This is a genomic window from Gilliamella sp. B2923 (assembly GCF_026536565.1).
Lineage (GTDB): Bacteria > Pseudomonadota > Gammaproteobacteria > Enterobacterales > Orbaceae > Gilliamella.
The window spans coordinates 1-593 of record NZ_JAFNNZ010000056.1 but is presented as its reverse complement, the minus strand read 5'-3'; the positions used below and the strand labels follow the sequence as shown (position 1 = coordinate 593).

General features: G+C 49.7%; 1 protein-coding gene. It reads right to left on the bottom strand.

The window, feature by feature from the left end; genetic code table 11:
* Positions 1 to 593 (bottom strand): hemagglutinin repeat-containing protein (locus J3U42_RS12325; protein WP_267336621.1); only part of this gene is annotated, 593 nt, incomplete at both ends.

Genomic DNA, 593 nt, shown 5'->3' with positions numbered 1-593 from the left:
CTCACCCCACCATAACCGGCGGTGCCGCTGACTGAAGCACTGATTTTTTCATAATCATAATTATCGGTATCTTGCAGTGACTGAATGTTAAGATTATTGCCCACATTCATCTTCACCGTATCCCCTTTTAACTGACCACCGACCACATTCACATCATGACCGGTTTTGATATTGAGTTGATTTTTGGCATCAATCACACTCTCGGTCCAGGCACTGCCGTCAGCATTTTCCCGCTCCCGACTAAAGTTACCGTTGGCTTTAAACCGCAGACCACTTTCATCGCCACCAAACTGAAGCTGAATCCCCACGCCACCGCCGTAGCTTTTCTCATCCCGGTCACTGTGCTGCGTATTGACCGCACCAATCACATTCACATCCCGGTTAGCGGTCAGATTAATATCATTGCCGGCTTTCACCTCACTGCCTTTTAAGGTGATATCCCCGCCTTGCTCATTTGCATCACCGGTTGCGGTGATATGAATATTCTGCCCGGCAGAGACCCCGCTACTGATAACATTATGTTGCTCCTGATTGACCTCCCGCTCAGTGCGCTGCGTGCCCACCATCACACTGACACCGATTGACGCCTGTTT